The sequence below is a fragment of the Pseudomonas sp. GL_139_B genome (assembly GCF_057834475.1).
Window position 1 is genome coordinate 5782837 of the sequence record NZ_CM174403.1, and the last position, 19402, is coordinate 5802238.

At 58.4% G+C, this 19402-nt stretch carries 14 protein-coding genes; 4 read left to right on the forward strand and 10 right to left on the reverse strand.

The window, feature by feature from the left end; genetic code table 11:
- Positions 1 to 70 precede the first annotated feature (70 nt).
- From AC3ISI_RS26530 to AC3ISI_RS26540, 3 genes are all read right to left on the reverse strand, one after another.
- Entirely contained in the window at positions 71 to 1867 is a 1797-nt protein-coding gene (locus tag AC3ISI_RS26530; RefSeq protein ID WP_489334470.1) for an acyl-CoA dehydrogenase C-terminal domain-containing protein, read from the reverse strand.
- Positions 1868 to 1957: 90 nt separating this feature from the next.
- Positions 1958 to 3247 carry a GGDEF domain-containing protein gene (locus AC3ISI_RS26535; RefSeq protein WP_489334471.1) on the reverse strand — a complete coding sequence of 430 codons (1290 nt, stop codon included), beginning with the start codon at positions 3245 to 3247 and terminating at the stop codon, positions 1958 to 1960.
- Between the two features lie 156 nt (positions 3248 to 3403).
- Positions 3404 to 5332 carry a cytochrome-c peroxidase gene (locus tag AC3ISI_RS26540; RefSeq protein ID WP_489334472.1) on the reverse strand — a complete coding sequence of 643 codons (1929 nt, stop codon included), beginning with the start codon at positions 5330 to 5332 and terminating at the stop codon, positions 3404 to 3406.
- A gap of 1511 nt (positions 5333 to 6843) precedes the next feature.
- Between AC3ISI_RS26540 and AC3ISI_RS26545 the strand changes: the two genes are divergently transcribed.
- A complete protein-coding gene (locus AC3ISI_RS26545) occupies positions 6844 to 8421 on the forward strand; it encodes a hypothetical protein (protein WP_489334473.1) in 1578 nt (525 codons plus the stop codon).
- Positions 8422 to 8505: 84 nt separating this feature from the next.
- Here AC3ISI_RS26545 and AC3ISI_RS26550 read toward each other — a convergent pair whose 3' ends face one another.
- The 7 genes from AC3ISI_RS26550 to bioB form a co-directional block, all read right to left on the reverse strand.
- Positions 8506 to 10311 carry a phenylacyl-CoA dehydrogenase gene (locus tag AC3ISI_RS26550; RefSeq protein ID WP_477789909.1) on the reverse strand — a complete coding sequence of 602 codons (1806 nt, stop codon included), beginning with the start codon at positions 10309 to 10311 and terminating at the stop codon, positions 8506 to 8508.
- 277 nt (positions 10312 to 10588) lie between these two features.
- Positions 10589 to 10885, reverse strand: a complete 297-nt coding sequence (locus AC3ISI_RS26555; protein ID WP_489334474.1) for a pyrroloquinoline quinone biosynthesis protein PqqE — start codon at positions 10883 to 10885, stop codon at positions 10589 to 10591.
- A gap of 107 nt (positions 10886 to 10992) precedes the next feature.
- Positions 10993 to 11673: a dethiobiotin synthase gene (bioD, locus tag AC3ISI_RS26560; protein WP_489334475.1), complete on the reverse strand. Its 681-nt coding sequence runs from the start codon at positions 11671 to 11673 to the stop codon at positions 10993 to 10995.
- A complete protein-coding gene (gene bioC / locus AC3ISI_RS26565) occupies positions 11670 to 12482 on the reverse strand; it encodes a malonyl-ACP O-methyltransferase BioC (protein ID WP_489334476.1) in 813 nt (270 codons plus the stop codon). The genes bioD and bioC overlap by 4 nt, the downstream gene beginning before the upstream one ends.
- Positions 12475 to 13206 carry an alpha/beta fold hydrolase gene (locus AC3ISI_RS26570; RefSeq protein WP_489334477.1) on the reverse strand — a complete coding sequence of 244 codons (732 nt, stop codon included), beginning with the start codon at positions 13204 to 13206 and terminating at the stop codon, positions 12475 to 12477. Before AC3ISI_RS26570 ends, bioC begins: the two co-directional genes overlap by 8 nt.
- Positions 13199 to 14377, reverse strand: a complete 1179-nt coding sequence (bioF, locus tag AC3ISI_RS26575; RefSeq protein WP_489334478.1) for an 8-amino-7-oxononanoate synthase — start codon at positions 14375 to 14377, stop codon at positions 13199 to 13201. The genes AC3ISI_RS26570 and bioF overlap by 8 nt, the downstream gene beginning before the upstream one ends.
- 157 nt (positions 14378 to 14534) lie before the next feature.
- Positions 14535 to 15590, reverse strand: coding sequence for a biotin synthase BioB (gene bioB, locus AC3ISI_RS26580; RefSeq protein WP_223521027.1), 1056 nt, complete (start codon positions 15588 to 15590; stop codon positions 14535 to 14537).
- 92 nt (positions 15591 to 15682) lie between these two features.
- Here bioB and AC3ISI_RS26585 point away from each other — a divergent pair, with 92 nt between their 5' ends.
- The 3 genes from AC3ISI_RS26585 to AC3ISI_RS26595 all read left to right on the forward strand — a co-directional run bounded on the left by AC3ISI_RS26585 (position 15683) and on the right by AC3ISI_RS26595 (position 19330).
- Positions 15683 to 16423 carry a ComF family protein gene (locus AC3ISI_RS26585; protein ID WP_489334479.1) on the forward strand — a complete coding sequence of 247 codons (741 nt, stop codon included), beginning with the start codon at positions 15683 to 15685 and terminating at the stop codon, positions 16421 to 16423.
- 182 nt (positions 16424 to 16605) lie between these two features.
- Positions 16606 to 17370 (forward strand): TOBE domain-containing protein, encoded by a 765-nt coding sequence (locus AC3ISI_RS26590; protein WP_489334480.1) that lies wholly within the window; start codon positions 16606 to 16608, stop codon positions 17368 to 17370.
- 58 nt (positions 17371 to 17428) lie between these two features.
- Positions 17429 to 19330 carry a PhoX family protein gene (locus tag AC3ISI_RS26595; protein ID WP_489334481.1) on the forward strand — a complete coding sequence of 634 codons (1902 nt, stop codon included), beginning with the start codon at positions 17429 to 17431 and terminating at the stop codon, positions 19328 to 19330.
- Positions 19331 to 19402: the final 72 nt, after the last annotated feature.

Here is a 19402-nt window from a genome sequence, read left to right on the forward strand (position 1 = left end):
AGTCACCGACTATTCAGTCATTAAAAAACCCGCCATTACGCGGGTTCTCCTTTGTGACGGAATTTAAAGACTAAAGCGCAAACATCTCCGCCGGCAGCTTCATCAGACAATCGCTTCCCGCTTCGATGGCCGCCCGATGAGCGGCGGTGCGTGGCAGCAAACGCTTGAAGTAAAACTCGTTGGTCGCGAGCTTGCCCTGGCAATAATCGGCATCAGCGCTACCCGCATCCAGTTGCGCCTGAGCCACCAGCGCCATGCGCAGCCACAAATAGCCGAGGATGATGTAACCGCTGTACATCAGGTAATCCACCGATGCCGCGCCAACTTCGTCGGCATTTTTCATCGCGGCCATGCCAACGTTGGTGGTCACTTCGCCCCACTGCTGATTCAGTGCGTTGAGCTGCGCCACATAGCTGGCGAGTTGCGGATGCTCGGCGTTCGCCGCGCAGAACTTGTGCACGATTTTGGTGAAGCCGCGCAGCAGCTTGCCCTGACTGCCGAGCACTTTGCGCCCGAGCAAGTCCAGCGCCTGAATACCGTTGGTGCCTTCGTAGATCGGCGCAATCCGACAATCGCGAACCAACTGCTCCATGCCCCACTCACGAATGAAGCCGTGCCCGCCAAACACCTGCATGCCGTGATTGGTCACTTCCAGCCCGGTGTCGGTCATGAAGGCTTTGCAGATGGGCGTCAGGAAGGCCAGCAGGTCTTCGGCGTCCTGACGTGCGGATTCCTCCGCACTCAGGTGCGCCACGTCCAGCAGTTGCGCAGTGAAATAGGTCAGCGCGCGGTTGCCTTCGTTAAAGGCTTTCATGGTCAACAACATCCGGCGCACGTCAGGGTGAACAATGATCGGGTCGGCGGCTTTCTCCGGCGCTTTCGGGCCGGTCAGCGAGCGCATTTGCAGGCGGTCGTTGGCATATTTGATGGCGCCTTGAAAGCTTGCCTCACCCAGACACAGCCCTTGCATCCCGGTGCCGAGGCGCGCGTGGTTCATCATGGTGAACATGCAGTTCAGGCCTTTGTTCAGTTCGCCGATCAAGAAACCTTTGGCACCATCGAAGTTCAGTACGCAGGTCGCCGAAGCCTTGATGCCCATTTTATGTTCGATCGAACCGCAGGACACGCCGTTGCGCCCGCCCGCCTCTCCCTCGGCGTTGGGCAAGAACTTGGGCACGATAAACAGTGAAATGCCCTTGGTGCCGGCCGGTGCGTCCGGCAGTTTCGCCAGCACCAAATGGATGATGTTGTCACTCATGTCGTGCTCGCCGGCCGAGATGAAAATCTTGCTGCCAGTGATCGCGTAGCTGCCATCGGCTGAAGGCACGGCGCGAGTTTTGATCATGCCCAGGTCGGTACCGCAGTGGGCTTCGGTCAGACACATGGTGCCGGTCCATTGGCCCGCAGTAAGTTTAGTCAGATAGGTGTTTTTCTGTTCGTCGGTGCCGTGAGCGTGGATCGCCGACATTGCGCCGTGGGTCAGGCCCGGATACATACCCCAGGACGTGTTGCTGGAGCCGACCATCTCGCCGATGACCAGCCCCAGCGAACTCGGCAAGCCCTGGCCGCCGTACGCTGGATCCGCCGCCAGACCGTGCCAGCCGCCCTCGACGTATTGTGCGAAAGCCTGCTTGAAACCTGCGGGCGTTGTCACCACGCCATTGTCGAAATGGCAGCCCTCTTCGTCACCGCTGCGATTCAGCGGGGCCAGAATGTTCTCACAGAATTTCGCGCCTTCTTCGAGTATCGCATTGACCATGTCCGGGCTGGCGTCGGTGGCGCCCAGCGCAGCGTAACTGCTGTGGAAATCGAAGACGTGGTCGATCAGAAAGCGCATGTCGCGCAGGGGAGCTTTGTACTCAGGCATGGTCGTTTCTCCGTCAGCAGATGCTTCAAACCTACTGTCGCCCACCACGCCTCACAATCACAGTCCAGACGCTGAATGCGCCATCATCACTCAACCTGCAGCGGCATCCATGCGCACCGCGCCACGGCGCGTCTGACCGAACGCCACCACGCAGTTTCGTCCGGCGCCTTTGGCGCTGTAGAGTGCTTCATCCGCAGACTTGAGGACCTTTTCGGGTGTCCGCTGCTCCAGGCGTTCAGCGACGCCGATGCTGACCGTAACCGACACACTGGAGGCGCCCGTGCCCGAGCGACGCTGGCGACCTTGCTGATCGTCCTGAGGCCGGTTGTCCTGATTGCGCAGCTGAATATTGTAGGTGGCGATGGATTCGCGGATGACTTCCAGATGCGGCATGCACTCTGCGAGCGTCTTGCCTGCGAACACCAGAGCAAATTCCTCACCGCCGTAGCGATATGCTCTACCGCCTCCGCCAATTTTCGACAGCTTGCTGGCGACCAATCGAAGCACCTGGTCGCCGACATCGTGACCGTGCGTGTCGTTGAATTTCTTGAAGTGATCGACGTCGCTCATGGCCAGCACGTAATTGCGCCCCAACCGCTGCATCCGTTCGTTCAAGGCGCGACGACCCGGCAGGCCGGTGAGTTCGTCGCGGAAGGCCATTTGATAGGCCTCGTGGGCGACCGCCGCGGCAATCATCAACATCACCTGACTGCACATGATGTTCAGAGTAAACGGAAGAATGAAGGTTTTCGGCAGCGCCCAGAACAACCCGATCAAACCGACCAACTGAGCCGCATGCAATGGGCGGGGGTTGCGCCAGTATTGCCAACTCAGCAGCAGGAACGAAGCGATGAACACCGGATAGGACAGTTGAATCAGGCTCATCCAGGCACCATGCAACGCCGGCCAGCGGATCTGCGACAACCACACCAACAAGGCCTGTGGGTAACTTTGCTCCAGCGCCAGCGCCACACTGCCAACGGCCAGCAAGACAGCGAAGCGCGCCACCATGTCCTGAAACAGGTGTGTGCGTTCCTGCCAGGCAGCGAACACGCCAAACATCAGCGGTAGCAACAGGCAACACAAATGGAAGACCACGGCGGCGTCATCACGGACTTTGCCATTGTCGCGGTAATAGTCGGTCTGGGTGTCGAGCAAGAAATAGGCGATATACACCGTGAGCATCAGAAACAGCTCTCGCTGGCGTCGGTACACCGCGCAGTACGCACCGCCGAGCAACAGCACCAATGTTGGCAGTACGTTGAACAGCGAAGTGAAGAAAACGTTCAGCTCCTTGATGTAGGCAGCCGCAAGCCCCGCAAGTAAAAGCAGTATCGACGGTAGGAAATGGCTGAAACGCACAGCGGAAGAACGCGGCAAGGGTAAAGCTCCGACCGTCATGACAAATAGATGGCATTGTGCCCATCCACTGTAACGGCAGAAACTCCGACTTACTGAGCGATTTTGAAAGGTTTTTTTATCGGATACGTTACTGGCCGTCTACGCAGCGGCCAGTAACGTGAGGTGATAAACCGCTTAGAGGTCGTTGTAGAAAGGCAACAATGGCCCCTCCTTGGCGCTGCGCCCTTCTGCGCCGACCGGTTTGATCGTAATCAGCGCATCCTCCGCTTGTCGGGTTGTCACTTTTGGACTGACCGGCTTCAGCACCACGGCGTTTTCATCACCAATATGGCCTTGTGGAATGACCAGCGACGGATGGTCGAATGGCGCCTGCTCCCAAGCCACTCGTGGATCGGTCAGACCGACCTCCATGAATTTGACAAGGGCGTCCACTTCATCCGGCGTCAGGTTCAGCGGTGTCATGTCCGGGTCAAGGTTGGAGGTGTTGTGCTGGTTCACACTTGAGTGATCGAACCCGCTGGTGTTGTTCGACTCCGAGCCCCGACGGTCGCCGCCTCGGTTGTAGAACTCCATGACCTGGCGCAACGTTGCGCGGCTGCCATTGTGGAAATAGGGCCCAGTCAACGCAATGTTGCGCAATGTCGGCGTTTTGAAGGCGCCATCAATCGCATCGTGGAAGCCGACATTGGGCTTGAGCGTCGGGTCGCACGGTATTCCCGCGCTCAAGAGTGCTTCAAAGGAGCACACATCGACCTCCAGCGGATCAGGCACAACGCCGCCCTGCAATTGAGTGTTGTATTGACGAGTGAACGACAGTGGATTGCCCCATGCATCTGTTCCACCGACTGCCAGGTCTTCTGACGTCGGGCGCACACCGGTGTTGTAGAAGCCGTTGTCATACAGCGCAGTCAGGTTATCAGCCATCACCATACGTTCGATCCGCTCCCGGGGATGGAACAGCAAACGGCTGGCGGCGTTGGTCAGTTCCGCACCACCGTGGCAGCTCACGCATTTGCCTTTGCCGAGGAACAGGTTCAACCCCTGAACTTGTTGAGCATTCATTGCCTGTTGATTGCCTTGCAGGTAGGCATCCAGTGGTGCCTGGTCGGAAATCAAGGTGGATTCGTACATCTGAATTGCCAGTCCAAAGAACAACGGAAAGTTGGCTTCCATCTGGGTATATGGCGCGCCACCGAGTGAAACCTGCTGCGTGGCGTTCCACAGCCGAGGCTGGAAAGCGGACTGGATCAATTCCCTGTAGGTGGGGCGACGGGCACCGGAATAGGCGGCCAGCACCGAATCGGTGGATGAAATTCTCTGCCCTTTGAGCATCAGCGAATCGAGCATGCGCCGACCAATGTCCGCAAACGTACGACCACCGCAAGACATTTCCACTGCGCTACCGGGTGGGCCAACGGCTTGCGAGGCGGCAGAGGCATCGTTGAGGGCCAGGCGAACCTTGGTTGCCACCCCGCTGCGGTCGCTGGTGACGAAAATCCCGGCATCAGGGTCGCGATTGCCGAACGGTGAGAAACCGTTGAACACGTTATTGGCCCGGCCGTCCCAGAAGTTGCGCACGTTGAACGCGGCGTTGATCACCGTCGGTGCGTTGCGACCCGTGCTGCGACGCACATTGACGCCACCTACCTGGAAGATGCCATCCGGTTGCTGTGTGCATTTGTCGAAACGCGCTTGTTTCGGTTTGACGAAGTTGGCATCGAATACCCCTTGCGAGCCAATCACATCGTCGGTCGAGTAAACAATCGGCGAGTTGCGATCCAGTGGGTCGGCCAGCACGTGGGTCGGGAAGTCGGTTTTCTTGAGCGTGTAATTGGGGCCACCCTTACCCCCGGAGAGCATCGCGTAATTGGCAACGTCGCCAGGGATATTGGATGCGACGAACGGCTTGTTGAACATCGACGCGACGTTTGCATTGGTGTTGGCCAGGCCCGGGTTGATCTGGTTGGTGATCCGGTGATCAACGCCGGCATGAAAGTGACAGGACGCACACGCGGTAGAGCCATCGCTGCCAATCTCCATGTCCCAAAAAAGCGCCTTGCCCAACAGGATCGCCGCCGAGCGATTGAGCACGTAGTCAGTCATCAAGTCGACTTTTCGCCCACCTTCGGTTCCTGAGGGGTCAGGCGGGGTCAGACCGTGCAGGGTTTGCAAGGTAGGCACGTCCGCTACGGGTGTGACAACTTCTGGCGCTGCAGCTTCCGCTGCGGGCTTGGCAACTTCTGGTGCTGCAGCTTCCGCTACAGCTGGTGCTGAAGCTTCCGCTACGGGCTTGACAGCTTTAGCGGCAATAGCACTCTCACAAGCCAGACTGAGTGCGATCAGGCTGCCCGTGATAACGCAGGCCATGCGGAGAGTACAAAAAATGCTTAGGGGCTTAACCATGATGACACTCTCGATTAAGTACGGAGTAGCCGGACTCCGGAGTTATCCTGTTGCGAGATGAACTCATGGCCATGAATCTTGCTGCTCGCGCAAATAGTCACACCAACTTTAAGTGGGCTCAGGCGAGAAAAGTCCTAGCTGGCAAAGTACTCTCTTGGCTCAGGCTTGATAGAAACGTTTTTGTCGCGTCGTGGTGGGCGCTTAACTTCACTCTAGCTGTAACAAAAAATTTCAACAGCCGCAAATGAATATTTTTTTCCTTGAGGTGTTAGCTGCTTTTTTTGTTAAGCGATGCCGAAATGCCCTCCGTCAAGCGCAACTAAAACGCCCCCTCAATGTTGGCGTAGTTCCTCCCCCACTTTTGGGTGTAATCCCCCAACAGCAATCCGAGAATGACAATTAAACTCAAAAAATATCAATATTTACAGGTACCTGCGTAGAAAAAAGCACTTTTTAAAATCTTGGCAGATTAATTGCTATTCAAGTATGCAAGGGCAATCGATATTCAAATACTGCTTATAAACCAGAGAAAACGACTAAGATCGACAACCATAAAATACCAACTTAACGCGTGCACAAGTTGCACTGCGTGAGCTATTGCTATTAATTGCACTCAAAAAAAACACCCACTTTATCATTGCGACTTTTTCAATACGTCCTCTGCCAACTCCACGCACACGGAGTATTTATAGGCAACATTTCTCATTCACTTACTTGAGGCGTAGTCCAGCCAGTAACGGCCCCCACTTGAACTTCGTATATCGCTCAAAAACATGGATATATATCCCCCCTCTATTGGCACATCTAGATCCGTCACGTTTGCATGTAATGCCACCCGCCTCCACGTAGCCCGCATTTTTTGCGGGCTGACGACTGTTTCTGCCAATCCGGCACGACAACTGCTTTACACGCATCAGGCTCAAGGCTCTCCGTTTTTTGCGCAGGATTCAGCGCATCAGCAAGTCTGCGAGTCGAATGGCCGGCAACGGGTCCTGCAAGATTTTGGAGAGAACCATGGGTTTATCTTTGTATGAAAAAACGCTCGCCATAGCGCCGCTCCTCAAGCGATTCAACACAACCTTCGCTCGCCACGCCTTGCTCGCAGGCACCCTCGCCGTCGCTGTGGCTGTTGGCGGGGGAGCCGATGCGTTTGCCAAAAATGGGGGTGGGGGTGGCGGCGGGGGCGGGGCGGCGGGACTGACAAGCCCGTCGTGGGGGCAACTTCGCCATTCACAACACCCACACTGCCCGATCCAACCTTCACCGACCCGAATGCGGTGCATGGCTTCAGCGTCACAGGTTTTATCCAGAGCATGACCCTGGACACCAGCAATCTGAACTGCCCCAATACCAAAAGCACCAAGCACCTGGGGGGTACAGTCCAACTGAACGGTGTCACCTATACAGTCCCTTGTAATACGGTGATCCAGATGCCGGCCAATACCCTGACCTGGGCTGAGTTTTTCAAGGGCGGGTCGCTGGCGCTCAATAAAGGCCAAAGTTCATACCCTTCGTTCGAGATCCATGTGGTTGGCAATACCGTGTCCAACAACAAGAAAATCGCCGGGCTGATCTACGTCTCCCAACAAGCAGCCAATTCCGGCAGCGGCTACATCACCCGAATCGACTACGGCACCGGCAACATCGAAGTTGACAGCGGTAACTCGCTGCAACCGACGATCATCCAGATCAACGATCCGAACGGACGTTTTGGTCTTGTCCATAGCCCCGACCCTAGATTTTCTGTGGATGACCTCAACCCGACTATTCACTCCGCTACTGGATACCCAATGTGCGTGCCACGCTCAGCATCCGGTGACGATGCACTCTGCCCACAGAAAAACCGGCCAAAAGTGGTGACCTCGGCGAGCACCAACAACTGCCGCAACTTCAGCCAGGCTGGCGTTACACTTCCAGCCGGCGGGGAGCTTTCGCTTCCAGCTGCGGGTCAGGTCTATTGCAGCCAATATGTCATGAAAAGATTCGGCGATCCGTCACGCACTGATACCGACCCCAATCCGATGCAGCAGGCCCCGTTCGAAGTCGGCGACTTCATCACCTACGCCGGCACCCTGTTCAAATCGTCGACAGCGGGCACCCCGGACTACATCTCGGCGCACACGATTGTAGCCAACGTCGGGATCTACACTCAGCCAGGTACGCAGCCCAGCTACGTGTCTATCGGGGATTTCGGTATCGGCACTGCGGACCCTGCGCTGACAGCCATAGGGGGGGCAGATCAGGAGACACAAGACCGGATTTTCCTTGAAGCATTGACAACCGACGTCAAGACTCCGATCGACATCTATCTGGTAGACGTCAATCCTTCGACGGGCGCACAAACCAATCGCTGGATTACACCCTATGAGATGACGGGGGAATGCAACCCTGCCCTAGGCTTCGCAGCCAGTTGCTTAGGGACTTCGGGTGGCATTACAACCCAGAACACGGGCGCGCAATCACAACGTGCCCGGCTTCGGGCTACCAAGGCACCGACTGGACTTCTTAGCCAGCCGACCCGCATGTTGCGTGTAGTCGCACGTTCATTGTGTGTTCCACAGATAACCTTATCCCAGGCTGCCGTGGACAGATGCCTCGACAATGCCGGCAAATCAACGGTGGCCAATGGCTTAACTGCAGGACAGTATGTGGCGCCGGTGTTTGACTTCATTTTTCCGGAAGGCCTCAGAGCCGGCGACCCAGTCGTGCCGAACGACTTCTGGCACCTGCCATTCCTGCGTAACGGAGAGGGCTCTGGTATCGGCCCTCTGGAACCAACACCGTGGTGAACAGCGTTTGACGAATCAGTAGAAACAAAAAAACCGCCGATCCCAAAGGAGTGGCGGTTTTTTTTTGAAGTACTGCGTTAAGGCTTAGTAGCCCAAGTCGAAGTTTTCTTCTTTCATGTCCATCAGGTTGTTGGCGCCCGACAACATGGTTGCAACGTGAGTGCGGGTACGCGGCAGGATACGCTGGAAGTAGAAACGCGCAGTCTGCAGCTTGGCGGTATAGAACGCCTCTTCGGAAGTGCCGGCAGCCAGTTTCTCAGCGGCCAGACGCGCCATGTCAGCCCAGAAGTAGGCCAGGCAGGCGTAACCGGAGTACATCAAGTAATCCACGGAGGCCGCGCCGACTTCTTCGCGGTCTTTCATGGCTGCCATACCCACCTTCATGGTCAGTTCGCCCCATTCTTTGTTCAGTGCAGCCAACGGTGCGACGAACTCTTGAACGGCTTCGTTGCCTTCGTTGGTCTGGCAGAACTTGTGGACGATCTTGGTGAAGCCTTTCAGGGCCTCGCCTTGAGTCATCAGCACTTTACGGCCCAGCAGGTCAAGCGCCTGGATACCGGTGGTGCCTTCGTACAGCATCGAAATGCGGCTGTCGCGGACGTTCTGCTCCATGCCCCACTCGGCGATAAAGCCGTGGCCGCCGTAGATTTGCACGCCATGGTTGGCGGATTCAAAACCGACTTCAGTCATGAAGGCTTTAGCGATTGGCGTCATGAAGGCCAGCAGTGCGTCGGCCTTCTTCTTCTCTTCTTCGTCCACGCCGTACTTGACGATATCGACTTGCTTGGCAGTGAAGTAAACCATCGCACGGTTGCCTTCGGCGAATGCCTTCATGGTCAACAGCATGCGACGTACATCTGGGTGAACGATGATCGGGTCAGCGGCTTTTTCCGGCGCTTTCGGGCCAGTCAGCGAACGCATTTGCAGGCGATCACGAGCGTATTTCAGACCGCCCTGGAAGCCGATTTCGGCGTGAGCCAGACCTTGCAGCGCGGTGCCCAGACGTGCGGTGTTCATAAAGGTGAACATGCAGTTCAGGCCTTTGTTCGCCGGGCCGATCAGGAAACCGGTGGCCGCGTCGAAGTTCATCACGCAAGTGGCGTTACCGTGGATGCCCATCTTGTGTTCCAGGGAACCGCAGCTCACAGCGTTGCGTGCGCCGATCGAACCGTCCGCGTTCGGCATGAACTTCGGCACGATGAACAGCGAAATGCCTTTGGTGCCAGCCGGTGCATCCGGCAGGCGGGCCAGTACGATGTGGACGATGTTGTCGGCCATGTCGTGTTCGCCGGCCGAGATGAAGATCTTGGTGCCGGAGACTTTGTAGGAGCCGTCGGCCTGAGGTTCGGCCTTGGTGCGCAACATGCCCAGGTCGGTGCCGCAGTGCGGTTCGGTCAGGCACATGGTGCCGGTCCACTCACCGGAAACCAGTTTGGTCAGGTAAGCCTCTTGCTGCTCGGGCGTACCGTGTTCGGAAATGGTGTTCATCGCGCCATGGGACAGGCCCGGGTACATGCCCCACGACCAGTTGGCTTCGCCAACCATTTCGCTGACTGCCAGACCCAGAGACTCCGGCAGGCCTTGGCCACCGTGCTCTACGTCGTGAGCCAGGCTTGGCCAGCCGCCTTCAACGAATTGCTTGTAGGCTTCTTTGAATCCAGTCGGGGTTTTAACGCCGGACTCGCTCCAGGTGCAACCTTCGGTGTCACCCACGCGGTTCAGCGGGGCCAGTACCTGCTCACAAAACTTGGCGCCTTCCTCAAGAATGGCGTCAACCATGTCCGGAGTTGCGTCCGCGCAAGCCGGAAGGCTCTGATAGTGCGCCTCATAGCCGAGCAGTTCGTCACGAACGAAGCGAATATCACGCAAGGGGGCCTTGTAGTCAGGCATAGCGAAAAACCTCTGCTGATGTAACCGGGGATGAACGACCGCGTCGAATTGTCGCTGCGATCAAACAGTTGTTTGAAACATACGTTTACGCCTAAATCTTGTCAAGCATCGATCTTTAGCCGTTTGTCATCACATCGTTGATCTACCGGGCATGCAGCAGCGCACCACCATTGAGCAGACAAGGCGCCGTTTAGAAAAGATTAGTTGAGGGATAAGGACTTACGCAGAAAAACGCCGCGAACAGTCGCGGCGTCTAGGAGGAGAAATCAGCGAGGGATCAAGCGAATGTGTCGATCAACGTACCGAGCATTTCATCCGAAGCCTTGGCCACTTTGGCACCCGCCTCAACCTGAAATTTACCCTGGGCCAGGTCGATTACATTGCTGGCCAGGTCGGATTGCTGACTGCGATCAAGCGAACGCAGACGATCCGCCTGAGCCTCGGAAGACTGGCTGGTCACTGAACGCTCGATGGTGATATTGGCGATCTGCCCGGACGCTTGATCAACGCGGTTCTGCCCTGTCTGAATAGTGTTCAGACCAGAATACAAAGCGGTGTTTCCTGAAATTTCCATGGGCAGACGTCGTCCTGCAAAGGATCAATAACGGCCATTGAATCAGACATGATGGCAAAAGGCCCGACAAATTCACTAATGGCACCGTGGTTTGCCATAGCTAAAACCTAGTCCAGCAAATCCAGTTGCAAATGCTCTGCCACCGACTCTGCGGTAACCGATTTGAGTTTCGGTACTCGTCCAAGGCAGGGCGCGGGGATACGCTCGGCGAGCGTCGCAAGATTCTCTTCCAGGCGCGAGGTCTTGGCATCAATGATATTGGCTACCCAGCCCGCCAACTGTAATCCATCCCGGGCGATCGCCTCGGCCGTCAACAGCGCATGGTTGATGCAGCCCAACCGCACACCGACCACCAAGATCACCGGCAAATCCAGCGCTATCGCCAGGTCCGACAGATTGGCCTGATCCGCCAACGGCACGCGCCAGCCACCCGCCCCTTCGATCAAGGTGAAATCCGCCTGCCTATCGAGAATTTCGCGCATCGGCGTCAGCAGTGACTGCACCGTCAATGCCACCCCGGCCTCCCGCGCGGCCAGGTGCGGAGCGATGGCCGGCTCGAACGCGACCGGATTGACTTGTGCATACGTCAACGGCAAAGAGCACTCGGCCAACAGTGCCAGCGCATCGGCGTTACGCAACCCCTTAGGCGTCGAGTCGCAGCCAGAGGCTACCGGTTTTCCCGCCGCCGTACTCAAGCCTGCCGACCGCGCCGCATACAACAAACCGGCGGCAACTGCAGTCTTGCCGACGTCAGTGTCAGTGCCGGTGATGAAATAGGCTGCGCTCATATAGGTTTCTCCAACACGGCGTAAACCACCTGGTAAGTCGCTGGCAATCCTTTGGCCTGACGAAATTGCTCATAGGCCTCGATCAAGCCAAGGATCCGCGCCCGCCCCGTCAAACCACCCGGTCGCCCGGGGTTCAAGTTGTGCGCACCCAATGCCTTGAGCTCATGAGTCAGACTACGCACATCCGGGTAATGCAACACATGAGGGCGCGTTTGCAGGCTTACGGTTTTCAAGCCACTGGCCGCACACAATTGCTGATAAACACCCAACTCGCGGAAGCGGTTGACGTGCACCATGCCATCCACCTGACGCCAACTGTCACGCAGCTCAAACAACGTCCCTACACACAGACTAGCAAACGCGAAAATCCCGCCCGGTTTGAGCACCCGACACGCTTCATTGAGCACCGATTCAAAATCCGCACACCACTGCACGGCAAGGCTCGAAAAGATCAAATCGCAGGTCGAATCCTGCAGTGGCAATCGCTCCGCATCGCCCGCGATGAAATGGCTGGCACCACCCAATGGCCGGGCGTGATTGAGCATACCTTCGGCGATATCGAGGGCGACACCGTGACCGGCCGGAAAACGCTCACCCATCGCCCGACTGAAATACCCGGTGCCGCAGCCCAGGTCCAGCCAGCGACCCGGGACAAAATCACCGGGCAAGCGACTCAACAGTTGACTGCCAACATCACGCTGCAACTCGGCCACGCTGTCGTAGCTCGCCGCCGCACGAGAAAAGGAGGCTGCCACCTGGCGCTTGTCGGGCAAACCGCCGGGCAGGTCGGGAAGGGATAAATCAGTCATCACCGGACTCGTGCAAAAAGGCCTGAATCGCCCCCGCCACACCGTGGGGGTCTTCCAGAAGAAACGCATGACTGGCCTGTTCAATCAGACCGATTTCGACATCCGGCAGCAGTGCCAGCAAATCTCCTGCGGCTTCGGCCGGAACCAGTCCGTCGAGCCCCGCGAACAAATGCAATTGCGGACCACGGAACGCCTGCAGAGCCTGACGAGTGTCCAGTTGTGCGAGAACTTCCAGACCGGCCGCCAAAACCGAAGCAGTGGAATGTGGCGCACCACCGAGCAGCAACCGAGAAAGACCGCGTGGGTCTTGCGCGCCTTGGGCACACAGCAGCGAAAACCGTTTCAACGTCATGCGTGGATCCGCCTTGCAGCCGGCCAGAAACGCATGGTACGTCTCGGCGGGCATCGCGTTCGGCCATTGCTCATGGGCGACAAAAGAGGCACTGCTCGCCAGGGTCAGCAAGCCGCAGCAACGATCGCCCCGACGCGCCGCCAATTCGGCCGCCAGCATGCCACCCAAGGACCAGCCACCGAGCCAGGCATCCTGCGGCACTGTCGAATCAAGCTCATCGAGCCATTCTTGAAGATCGCTCGATTGCAGTTCCGGCAACGGCTCGATCTCGACTCGCAGGTGTTCATCCAGCCCCTGCAACGCTGCCGCCAAAGGTTCCAGCGGCGAAATCCCGAGGCCCCATCCGGGCAACAGAATCAGTCGATCACGCATGGCTTGGCTCCGACTTCAGTTGTGCAAAACAATCGGCCAGTCCGTTTAACAATAGTTGCACCTGTGCCTCGCTGTGAGCGGCGGTCAGGGTCACCCGCAATCGGGCGCTGCCGGCCGGCACGGTCGGCGGGCGGATCGCAGTCACCATCAGCCCACGCTCGCGCAACATCTGCGACAGGCGAACCGCACGCCCGGCATCGCCGATCATGATCGGCTGAATCGGCGTGAAGCTGTCCATCAGTTCCAGACCGATTTGCTCGGCGCCTTGGCGGAATTGGCGGATCAACGTCTTCAGATGCTCACGTCGCCAATGTTCGGTGCGCAGCAGTTCGAGGCTTTTGAGCGTCGCACAAGCCAGCGCCGGTGGCTGGCTGGTGGTGTAGATGTAGGGACGGGCGAACTGGATCAGGCTTTCGATCAACTCCTCGCTACCAGCGACAAAGGCCCCGGCCGTACCGAAAGCCTTGCCCAGCGTGCCCACCAAAACCGGCACGTCTTCCTGACTGAGGCCGAAATGCTCGACGATTCCGCCGCCATTGGCACCCAGCGGGCCAAAGCCGTGAGCGTCATCGACCATCAGCCACGCGCCTTTGGACTTGGCTTCGCGCGCCAGCGCCGGCAGGTCGGCAATGTCGCCGTCCATGCTGAACACGCCGTCGGTGACCACCAGCGTATTACCCGTGGCTTTCTCCAGGCGCTTGGCCAGACTGACCGCGTCGTTGTGCAGATAGCGATTGAAGCGCGCGCCAGAGAGCAAACCGGCATCCAGCAACGAAGCATGATTGAGCCGGTCCTCCAGCACCGTATCGCCCTGCCCGACCAATGCAGTGACCGCGCCGAGATTGGCCATGTATCCGGTAGTGAACAACAGTGCACGCGGTCGGCCGGTCAGATCAGCCAGGGCTTCTTCCAGCTCATGATGCGGCGTGCTGTGGCCGATGACCAAGTGCGACGCCCCGCCACCCACGCCCCAACGAGCAGCGCCGGCGCGCCAGGCTTCGATCACTTGCGGGTGATTGGCCAGGCCCAGGTAATCGTTGTTACAGAACGCCAGCAACGGCTGGCCATCGACCACCACTTCCGGGCCTTGAGGGCTGTCGAGCAGCGGGCGCTGGCGGTAGAGGTTTTCGGCACGACGGGCAGCAAGGCGTGCGGCGAGATCGAAAGACATGCAGGCCTCGACTATCAAATGACACATGACCACTGTGGGAGCAGCCTGCTCGCGAAGAGGCCTTCACACTCAACATAAATGTCGACTGTTCGATCGCTTTCGCGAGCAGGCTCGCTCCCACAGTGTTTTGCATTCCTTCAGAGGAATAGGTAGAGGCTTAAACAGCAGCGTTATAGAACTGCTCGCTGCTCTTCTGCTCAACCAGTGCCTGCTCAATGGCGGCCTGATGCACCTCGTCCGCGTGCTCTTCGCGCGCTTCCGGCAGAATCCCCAGGCGCGAGAACAGTTGCATGTCCTTGTCCGCCTGAGGGTTGGCGGTAGTCAGCAGTTTTTCCCCGTAGAAAATCGAGTTGGCACCGGCGAAGAATGCCAGTGCCTGCATCTGCTCGTTCATCGCTTCGCGGCCAGCGGACAGGCGCACGTGGGATTTCGGCATCAGGATGCGGGCCACGGCGAGCATGCGGATGAAGTCGAACGGATCGATCTCTTCGGCATTTTCCAGCGGCGTACCGGCGACTTTCACCAACATGTTGATCGGCACCGATTCCGGGTGCTCCGGCAAGTTGGCCAACTGGATCAGCAGGTTGGCGCGGTCATCCAGCGACTCGCCCATGCCGAGAATACCGCCCGAGCAGATCTTCATCCCCGAATCACGCACGTAGGCCAGTGTTTGCAGGCGCTCGCTGTAGGTGCGGGTGGTGATGATGCTGCCGTAGAACTCCGGCGAGGTGTCGAGGTTGTGGTTGTAGTAGTCGAGACCTGCCTGAGCCAGCGCTTCGGTCTGGTCCTGGTCCAGACGGCCCAGGGTCATGCAGGTTTCCAGGCCCATGGCCTTCACGCCTTTGACCATTTCCAGCACATACGGCATGTCTTTGGCCGACGGGTGTTTCCACGCCGCGCCCATGCAGAAACGAGTCGAACCGATGGCCTTGGCGCGAGCGGCCTCTTCGAGGACCTTCTGCACTTCCATCAGCTTTTCTTTTTCCAGGCCGGTGTTGTAGTGACCGGACTGTGGGCAATATTTGCAATCTTCCGGGCAGGCGCCGGTTTTGATCGAGAGCAGCGTGGAAACCTGGACACGGTTGGCGTCGAAATGCGCGCGGTGCACCGTCTGAGCCTGGAACAACAGGTCGTTGAATGGCTGAACGAAGAGTGCTTTGACTTCGGCCAAAGACCAGTCATGACGCAGGGTTGCAGAGGTGCTGGCGCTCATGGGCGTTTCCTTTGTTTTATGCTTGGCAAGCGGCTGAGGGATGGAATACCCACAGACGCGACACGGATGTTCGGCATATTTAAGGAAGACTCATGCGCTGTCAACCACGTTACAAAGGACCGGTTTACATCTGGTCAAAAAACAAACAGCATTGTTTGCTCTGTGCTGAACCGGCCGAGGAACGCATCCCTATCTGCATGGCCTGCGAAACGGAGCTACCTTGGCTTGGCGATCACTGCCAGACCTGCGCCCTGCCCTTATCGGGCGCCGGGCTGACTTGCGGCCAGTGCCTGAAACAACCGCCCGCCTTCCAGAGAGTCGCCGTACCTTGGACTTACAGCTTTCCGGTGGACACCCTGATCACACGTTTCAAGCACTCGGCAAAGTGGCCGTTTGGCCGCCTGCTCGCCGAACTTCTCGCACAATACCTGCAGCATCGCTTTGACGAAGACCTGAATCGTCCCGATGCGCTCGTTCCGGTGCCGCTGGCCGCTAAACGTCTGCGCCAACGGGGTTTCAATCAAGCCGCGATGCTTGCCCGTTGGCTCGGCGTCAGCCTCGACATTCCTTGCGACGAAACGCTGCTGTCGAGGATCCAAGACACCAGCGCGCAGCAGAATTTGAATGCCGACGCCCGCAAAAAGAACCTGCGCAACGCCTTCGCCCTGAGGCCCGGCGCGCAGATCAAGGGGCGCCATTTGGCGTTGGTGGACGACGTGCTGACCACCGGCGCCACCGCGCAAGCCCTCGCCCGGCTGGCGATGGACGCAGGGGCCGCACGGGTAGACGTTTACTGCCTGGCCCGCACACCCAAACCCGGCGACGACGTCTGACTGAATGCGATCCAGGGTGGGAGCGAGCCTGCTCGCGATGGCGGTGTCACATCCAACATTGATGTAACTGGAAGATCGTAATCGCGAGCAGGCTCACTCCCACAGGGATTGCGGCCTGACTTGACTCCCGAGTTGCAAGCGACCAACGTCTTCTCCATTGTCTCAGCCCAAAGCGCCTCGCCATGTCCTTGCCTACATTGTTGTCCCAGCACATTGTCCGTCGCCCGCAGCGCATTGCCTTGCTGCAACACATCGCCGAACAGGGCTCGATCACCCGTGCCGCGAAAAGCGCGGGCCTGAGCTACAAGGCGGCGTGGGATGCTATCGACGAGCTGAACAACCTGGCGCAGAAGCCGCTGGTAGAACGCAGCGTCGGCGGCAAGGGCGGCGGTGGCGCCAAACTCTCCAGCGAAGGCCTGCGCGTGTTGCGCCTTTATCAAAAGCTGCAAGCCTTGCAGGCCCAGGTGTTGGAGGCTGCCGAAGATGCCAGCGATCTGGACCTGCTCGGCCGCCTGATGCTCCGGACCAGCGCGCGCAATCAATTGCACGGCACAGTGACAGGGATCGAAGCACAGGGGCGCAACGACCGAATTCGTCTTGAACTGGCCGCAGGCTTGACCATTGATGCGCAGATCACCCACGACAGCACCCTGCGCCTGGAGCTGGAAACCGGCACCGAAGTGGTGGCGTTGATCAAGGCTGGCTGGCTTGAATTGTTGGGTATCGATCAGCAAGCAACACCCGGCAACAACTTCCTGAAAGGCATTATCGAAGCCATTCTCGACGCCGAAGACGGCCCCAGCGAAGTGCGCATCGGTCTGCCCAATGGCCAGACACTCTGCGCACTGGCCGAGCCACTGCAATTGAGAACGTTGGGGCTTGCCGCTGACAAACCGGTGCTGGTGCAGTTCGCGCCATCCAACGTATTACTGGGTACACCGCTCTGAAACAAAAGCTTCATCGATGCTCTTTATGGTGACTGCAAAAACCCGCAGGGAGCCTGATGTGAGCCTATTAGAAGAAAACCAGTCCACCGACCTCGAAAAGATGGTCGGCCTCAGCCGCCGTGGTTTCATCAGCGCCGGCGCCCTCTGCGGAGCGGCGATGTTCCTCGGCGGCAATTTGCTGAGCCGTAGCGTGATGGCTGCGAGCGTCAGCGCAGGCACCAGCAAGTTGTTGGGGTTTGACAGCATCCCCGCTGCCACCAATGACGCCATTACCCTGCCGGCGGGCTACAAATCCTCGGTGCTGATCAGTTGGGGCCAGCCCTTGCACAACAACGGCCCGACGTTCGACCCCAACGGCAATGGCACGGCCGAGCAACAGGAAGTCCAGTTCGGCGACAACAATGACGGCATGAGCCTGTTCGAGTTTCCCGGTGAAAAAGACCGGGCACTGATGGTGATCAACAACGAATACACCAACTATCGCTATCTCTACGCGCATGGTGGCATGCCGCAGTCCGCCGAAGAAGTGCGCAAGGCGCTGGCCAGCGAAGGCGTGTCGGTGATCGAAGTTCAGCGCAAGGACGGCCAATGGCAATTCGTCCAGGGCTCGCGATACAACCGGCGTATTCACGGCAACGCACCGATCAGCCTGAGCGGCCCGGCCGCCGGTCATGAACTGTTGAAAACCAGCGCCGACCCACACGGCAAGAATGTCCTCGGCACCTTCCAGAACTGCGCCAACGGCAAGACGCCGTGGGGCACCTACCTGACGTGCGAAGAGAACTTCACCGACTGCTTCGGCAGCAGCAATGCCGAGCAGAAATTCGACGCTGCGCAGAAACGCTACGGCGCGGTGGCGGCCAGCAAAGAAATCAACTGGCATCAGCACGACGAGCGTTTCGACCTGGCGAAGAATCCCAACGAACTCAACCGTCACGGCTGGGTGGTGGAGATCGACCCGTTCGACCCGCAATCGATCCCGATCAAGCGCACGGCCCTGGGCCGCTTCAAGCATGAAAACGCCGCGCTGGCAGAAACCCATGACGGCCACGCTGTGGTGTACATGGGCGACGACGAACGCGGCGAGTTCATCTACAAGTTCGTCAGCCGCGACAAGATCAACCATAAAAACCCCAAGGCCAACCGCGACCTGCTGGATCACGGCACCTTGTATGTAGCGCGCTTCGACGCCGGCGACGGCAATGCCGATCACCCGAAAGGCCAAGGCGAGTGGGTCGAACTGACTCACGGCAAAAACGGCATCGACGCCAACAGCGGTTTTGCTGATCAGGCCGAGGTGCTGATCCACGCGCGCCTCGCCGCCAGCGTAGTGAAAGCCACGCGCATGGACCGTCCGGAATGGATCGTCGTCAGCCCCACGGATGGCCAGGTGTATTGCACTCTGACCAACAACGCCAAGCGTGGTGAAGACGGCCAACCGGTAGGCGGGCCAAACCCGCGCGAGAAGAACGTCTACGGGCAGATTCTGCGCTGGCGCACCGACCGCGACGATCATGGCTCAAGAAACTTTGCCTGGGACCTGTTTGTGGTCGCCGGCAACCCGCAGGTTCACGCCGGCATGCCGAAGGGCGGTTCGTCGAATATCACTCCGCAGAACATGTTCAACAGCCCGGATGGCTTGGGCTTCGACAAGGCCGGACGTCTGTGGATTCTCACCGATGGCGATTCGAGCAATGCCGGTGACTTTGCGGGCATGGGCAACAACCAGATGCTGTGTGCGGACCCTGCGACCGGGGAAATTCGCCGGTTCATGGTCGGGCCGATTGGCTGTGAAGTCACCGGTATCAGCTTTTCGCCGGATCAGAAGACGCTGTTTGTCGGGATTCAGCATCCGGGGGAGAACGGTGGGTCGACGTTCCCGGAGCATCTACCGAATGGCAAGCCGCGGTCTTCGGTGATGGCCATTACGCGTGAGGATGGCGGGATCGTCGGCGCCTGACAGGCCCTCATCGCGAGCAGGCTCGCTCTCACACTGGATCTGTGACAAACCGCAAATCCCCTGTGGGAGTGA